This is a genomic window from Pseudonocardia ammonioxydans (assembly GCF_900115005.1).
Taxonomy (GTDB): Bacteria; Actinomycetota; Actinomycetes; order Mycobacteriales; family Pseudonocardiaceae; genus Pseudonocardia; species Pseudonocardia ammonioxydans.
This window is the reverse complement of the sequence record NZ_FOUY01000053.1, coordinates 23,421-31,538: the sequence shown is the minus strand read 5'-3', so window position 1 is coordinate 31,538 and position 8,118 is coordinate 23,421. Positions and strand designations below refer to the sequence as shown.

Sequence of the window (8,118 nt, the reverse complement as noted above, 5' to 3'; positions counted from 1 at the left end):
GGGACCGCCGCAGGCTCGCCCGTCGGCGCGACAGATCCTCGACGAGCGCTACGCCCGCGGCGAGATCGACGAGGACGAGTACCACCACCGCCGCGACGAGCTGGCATGAGCGCGGCGACCTCGATCAGCCGACGCCGCGCGCTGGGACTGGCAGGGCTCGGCGCCGCCGCCGTTGCGGCCGGTGCCACCGGCTGGCTCGGCGGATTCTCCGGTGCCGGGACCGGCCGGCTACGGCTCCCCGCCGGGGAACCGTTGCAGGACCCAGCCGTAGCGCCCAGCCGCAGCGGGCGACTCGCGGTGGAACTCACCGCCGCCCCGGGGGCGAGACTGGGCGGGCAGGACACCGCCGCGCTCGGCTACAACGGCTCCACGCCCGGCCCGACGCTGCGGGTCCGTCCCGGCGACGAACTCGCCGTGCGGCTGACCAACCGGCTCGACCAGCCCACCAACCTGCACACCCACGGCCTGCGGGTGTCCCCGCAGGCCAACAGCGACAACCCGTTTGTGCGGGTCGACCCCGGCACCTCGTTCGACTACCTGTACCGGATCCCGCCCGATCACCCCGCGGGGACGTTCTGGTATCACCCGCATCACCATGGCGTAGTCGCCGACCAGGTCTTCGCCGGCTTGGCAGGGGTCCTGCTGGTCGACCCGCATCCCGGGCCAGGCGCCCCAGAGCCGGCGGTCTCCACGGACCGGGTGCTGCTGATCACCGACACCACCCTCGACAGCGGCGGACAGATCGTGGACCCGACTGCCATGGACCGGGCCATGGGCCGCCAGGGCGAAATGGTGCTGGTCAACGGCCAGTACCAGCCCACCATCCCCGCCACCCCCGGCGCGACCCAACGCTGGCGGGTCATCAACGGCTGCGTGTCGCGGGCGCTGGCGATCGGCCTGCAAGACCACCAACTCGGGCTCATCGCCTACGACGGCACGTTCCTTCCCGCACCCGCAACCCGCGACCGGGTCGTGCTCGCGCCCGGAAACCGCGCCGACGTCGTTGTCCGTCCCGGCGCCGCCGGGCCCTACGCCCTGCGCACCGACCCGGTCGAGCGCGGCGGCATGGGCGGTATGATGGGCGGCGGCACCGCGACCAGCGGGCCCACGACTCTGGCCACCATGATCGCCGCCGGGACACCGGTCACCGCGCCCCCGCTGCCGGCGGCTCTCCCCGCTGAAACCCCCGCCGCCGGCGGCGCATCCGCTCAGCGGCAGATCACCTTCCAGATGGGCATGGGTGGCATGGCCGCCGCAAGCGGGATGTCGTTCACAGTCGACGGCCGCACCTTCGACCCGCAGCGAGACGACCAAACCGTCGAGCTCGGCGCCATCGAGGACTGGCTCGTCACGAACCCGAGCCCACTAGCGCACCCCTTCCACCTGCACGTATGGCCATTCACCGTGCTCGCCACCAGCGACGGCACCCCACCACTCGGGGTCCCCCAAGACGTCGTACTGGTCCCTGCACAAGGCTGGGCACGGATCCGGATCCCGTTCACCACCCACCCCGGGCGCAGCGTCTACCACTGCCACATCCTCGACCACGAAGACGCCGGCATGATGGCCACGATCAACGTCCGGGCTTGAGGAGCGCGGCGCACCAGTGTCATATCCAGCGGTCGGCGGCGGTGGCGGTACTGCGCCTGAGTCTGCGTCTCGTGATCGGTCGTTGCGGCACGGCGCCACCACTATCGCGCCCCGGCGCCCCAGCGCCGTCGGACCGCTGCCCACGCACGAACTCATCCCTCGAAACGATCAGTGCCGGCATGGGTCGCTTCTCGACACCTGTCGACCGGCGGCCCGTGAGCCCGCTGCGGTACGACGGTATAAGGACAGGGCTCCCGCACCACGAGGGTGGCGTGGATGCTCCGGTTGCGGCGCATTGGCGGCCGCTGCTGCCTCTCCCCGGAGCGATCGGCCGCCGTGACGGTTCACGGAGGGGTGAGAAACGGGCCGTGTCCCGGTGGAGCCACGTGCGCTGCAGGGGTCAGGAACCGAGCCGTGTGCTTCGAGCGGTCACGGGCTGGCCCTGGGGCCAGCGACAGTGCGGTCGGTGGGGTCACCGCGTCATTGGTGCCGCCGGGGATGGGGTCCGTTGGTCGTGATGGGGGATGTTGTGAACAAGGTGGCCGGCGAAGCCGAGGGCTTCCTCGATCAGGGCCACCAGGTGGGTGCTGGTCAACCGGTAGATCATGCGTCGGCCCTCCCGGTGGGTGCGGACCAGGCCCACCATGCGGAGTCGGCCCAGGTGCTGCGACACCGATGACCGGGAGGCCTCTACCTGGTCGGTGAGGCTGTTGACGTCCTGTGCCTGCTGGGCCAGCAGGGTGAGCAGGTGCAGTCGGGTGGGGCTGGCCAGATGTCCCAGCACGTCTGCTGCGACCTGCAGCCGTTGGCCGGTGAGCGGCTCCGGCCGCTGGTTGGCAGCAGCCATGTCGTCGTGCGCGAACATGATTGCATAATGGCCCGGAACTGGGCATCCTCACAACCATGGACGCGGACGAGACCACGACAGGAGACGCTGCGACAGCCCCACACGGCCACGGACACGGCCACGGACACGGGGGTGCGGTCGGCCCGTTCGGATGGGTGCGGTCAGTATTTCGTCTGCACAGCCACGACGCCGCGGACTCGGTGGACTCCGCGCTGGAGGACAACGCGGCCGGCATCCGCGCATTGAAGATCAGTCTGCTCGCATTGCTGGCCACGGCCGTCGGTCAGGCCCTGGTGGTGTGGCTGACCGGCTCGGTGGCCCTGCTGGCCGACACCATCCACAACTTCTCCGACGCCTTGACCGCGGTGCCGCTGTGGATCGCGTTCGTCCTCGGACGGCGTGCCGCCTCGCGGCGTTACACCTACGGGTTCGGGCGTGCTGAAGACCTGGCCGGGGTGTTCATCGTCGCGATGATCGCCCTGTCCGCCGTCGTGGCCGGCTATGAGTCGATTCGGCGCCTGGCTGAGCCGCAGCCGGTCACCAACGTGGGGGTGCTGATCGCCGCGGGGCTGCTCGGGTTCGCGGGAAATGAGCTCGTCGCGGTCTATCGAATCCGAGTCGGGCGCCGGATCGGGTCGGCCGCGTTGGTCGCCGACGGGGTACACGCTCGCACCGATGGGTTCACTTCGCTCGCGGTCGTCCTCGGCGGGCTCGGCGTCCTGGCCGGTTTCCCGCTGGCCGATCCGATCATCGGCATTATGATCACCATCGCGATCCTGGTCGTGCTCAAGGGCGTCGCGGTCAATGTCTATCGGCGTCTGATGGATGCCGTGGACCCTTCGACGGTCGATGTCGCCGAGAGTTCTCTGCGTGCCGTCCCTGGCGTGCTCGACGTCGAGGAGCTACGGCTGCGCTGGACCGGCCACCGCGTCCGAGCCGAGACCGGCATCGTGGTCGACCCCGACCTGTCGGTGATCGACGCGCACGCGATCGCTCACGCTGCCCAGCACGCGCTACTGCACGACGTGCCCAAGCTCGTCGCCGCGACCGTGCACACCAGCCCGCAGAACTCCGACGGCCGCGCCCACCACGCACGCCTGGCCCACCATCCCGACGCAGTCGACCACCGCGCCACCACCGAGTGTCGGTGAGGTGGCTGTCGACTCAGCGTCGCGGCGCATCAGGCAGAGCTTGGCTCTCCGCAGCCAGTGGTTGGCCACGATCGCCCGGCATACCGGTAGAACCGGGCCACCCGGACAACCACCGGCCCGCCGGCTCGCCGGGCCTTCTGGACGGGTTCCTGGTCGCGTTCGCGGATGAGCCGGATCGAGGTCAGTCGTGCCCCTCGATCACACTTGTCGTTCCAGTAGGTCGATCCGGTAGCCCTCGCTACGATGGTCGTCCGGGTCGGGGGAATTGCCTCGCTCGGTGTGAACCGCACGCAGAGTGGCCCCGTCGACGCGAACGGCGATGGCGAGATCATGAACTTCGTCGCCGGTAAACGGCGCGCCGAAGTGCCCACGGTAATGCTGGAGCAGCAGCCGGCCGCCGGGCCGAAGCGAGGACACGATCTTGCGCAGCCCTATCTCGAGCGTAGGGCGCTGCCACAAGTAGAGAACGTCGGAACAGACGATGAGGTCGAACACCCCTTCTGGATAGTCGAGAGGCAGGGTGCGTCGTTCGATACGAATTCCGGTCTGCTCGCGCAGTCGGTTTTGTGCCCGCGCCACAGCAATCTCCGAGATATCGACGGCCACCAATTCCTCACACAGTGCTGCCAGTGATTCGGTGAAGAGGCCTTCGGCGCACCCGACCTCAAGACCTCGGGTGACGTGTCGGTCGCCGAGTACTCGGATGATGTCGGCGTACTTCTGCTGTTCGTAGGAATTCGTTGCGAGATCGTAGGGGTCGATGCCCGAGCTGAACAGGGACTGTTGCATCGACTTACCCCAGCTGGGTTGCCATAGCCACGACCATTCGGCAAACCGCGCGGTGAGCTCCGGCCGGCGGCGCAGCGTCGCGGCGGCGAGGCTGCGTAGCGGTGCAGTTGCCAGACCGGTGCTCCGGTTGATCGCGCGTCGGATGGCCTGACGTAGGTTAGGCATCGAGCTGTCCTTTCGGCACCTGCTGGGGTGCGATCGTGCGCACCCGGGCAGGTTGGGTGCTGAGCAGCGTCGCCGCGGCGACGATATGGACGCCGACGAAGACCCAGGCCGCACTGAGCGCGACATTCCCAGCGACGGTCGGCACGACCGCCAATGCGGCAAGGGTTGCCGCGGCCACAGCGATGTGTGGGCGGGCGAATCCTGTCGCATCCCCGATTGCCTGGCGGACGCCGAGGACATGGACGACGATCAACCGCGCCGCTGCACCGGCGAGCAGAATGCGCAGCGCGCTCGTTAGCTCGACGTACTGTGGGCCGAAGATTCCGAGCAAGGGCTCGGCGAACACGGCTCCGATAGCCAACGCAGGAAGAAAGAGGGCGAGAAGACGGCGGAGGGCACAACGTGCCTGCGTCACAACGCGGCCGGGATTTCTGGCAACGGTGCTGGAGAGCGAGCTGACGAAGTAGGTGGCCACGATGTCGATGACCGCGACGGCCTGCCAGACGATGAAGAACCGGCCGCCGACGTCCGGGCCGAACCGGAAGGTGATCAGTAGCGGGACTTGGTGGTAGAGCAACGCCAGGGCGAGCGAGCCGACCCAGGTGGGGCCGAGGAATCCCACGACCTCGCGGCGCGCGGGGAGGTTCGAGCCCTCTGCTGCGGCACGTCCTTGTCGTACCGTCACGACGACCGCGGCGATTCCGAACACGACAGCGCAGGCCACGATCGGACCCACCCAGGCCCACAGCAGGGCCGTAGCGTCGGCGCCGGCGCCCAGCAGCAGCAGGATGGTGATTCGGCTGCCCCCGAGCAGGAGGTTGCGCGCGACGGACCACCAGGGCTTGTCCACTGCAACCATGATGAAGTCGAGCAGATGCAGGGCACTCCAGCCGACGGCGGCCAGAACGAACACGGCCACCGCGGGCGCTCCACCACCGGCGGCTTGGCGGATCACCTCGGTGCCGGGCAACAGAAGGTAGAGCGGCGCCACAATGGCCGTGGCGATGGTTGCGCCCAGCAGGCTACGACCGACCAAGGTCGCAACGCGGCGCCCACCGGTCGGCACCCAGCGCATGAGCGCGACACCTAGATTGAATTCGGTCAAGCCCGCCACCAGCAGGAATGCTGAAACGAACGCCGAGACTTCTCCCACGGTGGTCGGCGAGACGAACCGGGCTGCGAGTACCCAGCTCAACATCCCCGCGCCAGCGCTAAGCGCCGCGCTGATCGACAGTGCCAGCCCATCGGACCAGGAACGGTCTGGTCTGGAGGCGCCATCGGCATCCGACACTAATCGTGGCATCGGTGCCCTCCGCCACACCTCGCCGGTCGCCGGTGTCGCCGCTCGGCGAACCGATGCTCTCGGCCAACATGTGCGGCTCGGTCCGGCGCCCGGCTATCGGCCACGTACCTTCTGCGGAGGGGATGAGGGAGCCTGCTTGTGGCTCTTCGTCGGAGCTGGACGGAAGTCACGTGTCCGCGTCGCTCACGTGCGAGAAGGCCTGCTGACGCCGGCCGTAGGCATGGGCCCAAAGCCGACCGCGATGATCAGCGCGGATACGGCTGCGGCGTGCCGCCGCAGGGCCGTCATCACGCGGCCCGTACCGAGCCGCGTCCGCGGGGTTGGTTGTGTACAAGATCCCTCCGCGTGATGAGAAGCCAATCGGCGATTGTGCGCGGGGTAGAATCGTGGTCCATTCGCCACGGTTGCTGCTGTCCGGTCGATGAATCACTCCGGCGTGTCTGGTGACGATCCGTAACGAAGCGGCCGCTTACGGCTCTGCCAGGACCCGCTGCACTGTCCGGGCCACTTCGCCGGGTTCGGTGAAGACCACCGGCGAGGCCACTCGGCGTACTGATCCGTCGGGTCGCAGGACGTAACTGGTTGGGATGGCATTGGGCACCTGGAGGGCGGCCCACAGCGTGCCGCGCGTGTCGACGACCGAGGGGTAGCGGGCGTCGAGATCGGCGAGCAGGCCCAGGGCCGAGGCGGCGTCGTCGCGTACATCGATGCCTACCACGGGCACCGCGCCGGGCAGCTCGGCGTAGGCGTTGAGCACCGGGATCTCCTCGCGGCAGGGCGTGCACCAGGACGCCCACACGTTGAGGAGCGCCGGTCGCCCCGCCAGCGCAGCGGCCAGGTCGACCGAGCCGGGAGCACCGAGACACGGGACCGTGATGCCGGCCAGCGGCCCCCCGGGCAGCGGCCCGACGCCCCCTGGCGTCGGACATGGCGCCAGGTCCGCGCCGGAGCGTAGCGGAGCCAGCTCGGCGTCGGGCGGCATCGCGATGAACGGCTTTTCGCCCGTCACCCGCCACTGTGACGTCTGCGGGTCGCCGGATGCGGGGTCGCTGTCCTGCGGCCACAACGCCACGATCCCGACGATCGCCAGCACGACGACGACAATCGTCCACAGCAGCTCCGAGCGCACGCCGGTCCGCAGCATCTCAACTCCCGAAACCCAGCGGCGCCCCGGAAGAAGGCTGCACCGGCACCGCTGTCCGCGGCTGTGGGCGCTGGCCGGCGAGCACCGCACGGGCCGGCAGCGGGTAGGTCGTCGGTCCGACAGCTTTCACGACGACGGTGGCGGCCGGATCGATCACGAAAGTCTCCGGCACGCCGAAGATCCCGCTGTCGCGGGTGGCGCTTAAGCCGGGGACAGTCACATAGCGGTAGTCGTCCCCGCCGCGCCCCCTCGCATCCAGGAACGCCACCGCCGAGTCCGGGCCGTCCTGGTAGTCGATTCCGACGAGCATGACCCCGGCGTCGCGGTCCTGTTCGGCCACGCTGACCGACGCGGAGTGCTCCCCCTCCCGACAGGCGAGGCACCACGAGGCCCAGAAGTTGACGGCGACGACGCGACCGCCGCCACCCAGCTCGCTGTGAGAAGGTGTGCCGTCTTTCTCGATGTCGAGCAGCGTCACCGTTGGTGCCGACCGGCCAGCGCGGGCATGGATCCGACCTCGCACGGCGCGCCGCGTGCAAGCACGTGAAACGTGCTGGACCGGTGTCCCCCCGACCGGCGGACACGCATGATCGGTCGTCCCGCGCGCAGTGCGGCCAGCGCTCGTTCGACCCGGTCGAGTACGGCCGTCCTGGTCCGATCATCGGTGCCGACAGGTTCGATCGTCACCGTTCCGAGGAACTCGGACGCCGAGCCGTACCACTCGTCCGCCCAGCTCACGATGAGCCGCGGGTTGCGTCCGGTCCGCTCCTCGCCGATTGTCCGGTGGTCGAACCCGAGCATCGCCAGGATGGGGTCGTCGATGAGCGAGTCGATGATCTGCTGGTGCACGGTCTGGGGAGAAGTGGTCACTCCGCGTCTCCGGGTAGTTCCTCTGCAGCGGCTGCTCCGCATCCTCGGTACCGGAGGCTAGGAGGCGTCGTGCAGCGGAAGTGCAACCGAAGTTAAAGCGACGGTAAAAATTATCGAGTGGTCGCGAGAGAGCGCGCCGTACCCGGTTCTTCTCAGTAACATCACAGTTCGATGGCGATAGTTGTGCCATGAACCCGTCGCCGACTCCCTCCCCAGACCGGGTGACGGCGGGTCCGGCTCCCTTCGAGGACTAGGATCT

General features: G+C 68.9%; 9 protein-coding genes. 3 read left to right on the top strand and 6 right to left on the bottom strand.

The genetic code is table 11. The annotated features are described in order from the left end of the window. Positions 1-34 precede the first annotated feature (34 nt). Complete coding sequence (locus BM093_RS30145) at positions 35-109, top strand: SHOCT domain-containing protein (protein WP_245773890.1); 75 nt, start codon at positions 35-37, stop codon at positions 107-109. Beyond that, positions 106-1,590 carry a multicopper oxidase family protein gene (locus BM093_RS30140; protein WP_085915394.1) on the top strand — a complete coding sequence of 495 codons (1,485 nt, stop codon included), beginning with the start codon at positions 106-108 and terminating at the stop codon, positions 1,588-1,590. Before BM093_RS30145 ends, BM093_RS30140 begins: the two co-directional genes overlap by 4 nt. 472 nt (positions 1,591-2,062) lie before the next feature. Here the strand turns inward: BM093_RS30140 and BM093_RS30135 are convergent, their stop codons facing one another. Continuing rightward, a complete protein-coding gene (locus tag BM093_RS30135) occupies positions 2,063-2,455 on the bottom strand; it encodes an ArsR/SmtB family transcription factor (protein WP_245773888.1) in 393 nt (130 codons plus the stop codon). A gap of 38 nt (positions 2,456-2,493) precedes the next feature. Between BM093_RS30135 and BM093_RS30130 the strand changes: the two genes are divergently transcribed. Next, positions 2,494-3,588: a cation diffusion facilitator family transporter gene (locus BM093_RS30130; RefSeq protein ID WP_093354700.1), complete on the top strand. Its 1,095-nt coding sequence runs from the start codon at positions 2,494-2,496 to the stop codon at positions 3,586-3,588. Between the two features lie 198 nt (positions 3,589-3,786). Here BM093_RS30130 and BM093_RS30125 read toward each other — a convergent pair whose 3' ends face one another. From BM093_RS30125 to BM093_RS30110, 5 genes are all read right to left on the bottom strand, one after another. Beyond that, a complete protein-coding gene (locus tag BM093_RS30125; protein WP_177238793.1) occupies positions 3,787-4,542 on the bottom strand; it encodes an SAM-dependent methyltransferase in 756 nt (251 codons plus the stop codon). Then, positions 4,535-5,833, bottom strand: a complete 1,299-nt coding sequence (locus BM093_RS36325; RefSeq protein ID WP_177238792.1) for a lipopolysaccharide biosynthesis protein — start codon at positions 5,831-5,833, stop codon at positions 4,535-4,537. The genes BM093_RS30125 and BM093_RS36325 overlap by 8 nt, the downstream gene beginning before the upstream one ends. A 481-nt stretch (positions 5,834-6,314) precedes the next feature. After that, complete coding sequence (locus tag BM093_RS30120; RefSeq protein WP_093354690.1) at positions 6,315-6,989, bottom strand: TlpA family protein disulfide reductase; 675 nt, start codon at positions 6,987-6,989, stop codon at positions 6,315-6,317. A 1-nt stretch (position 6,990) separates the two neighbouring features. Next, complete coding sequence (locus tag BM093_RS30115; RefSeq protein ID WP_177238791.1) at positions 6,991-7,467, bottom strand: redoxin domain-containing protein; 477 nt, start codon at positions 7,465-7,467, stop codon at positions 6,991-6,993. Then, entirely contained in the window at positions 7,464-7,859 is a 396-nt protein-coding gene (locus BM093_RS30110; protein ID WP_143105597.1) for a hypothetical protein, read from the bottom strand. Before BM093_RS30110 ends, BM093_RS30115 begins: the two co-directional genes overlap by 4 nt. Positions 7,860-8,118 lie beyond the last annotated feature (259 nt).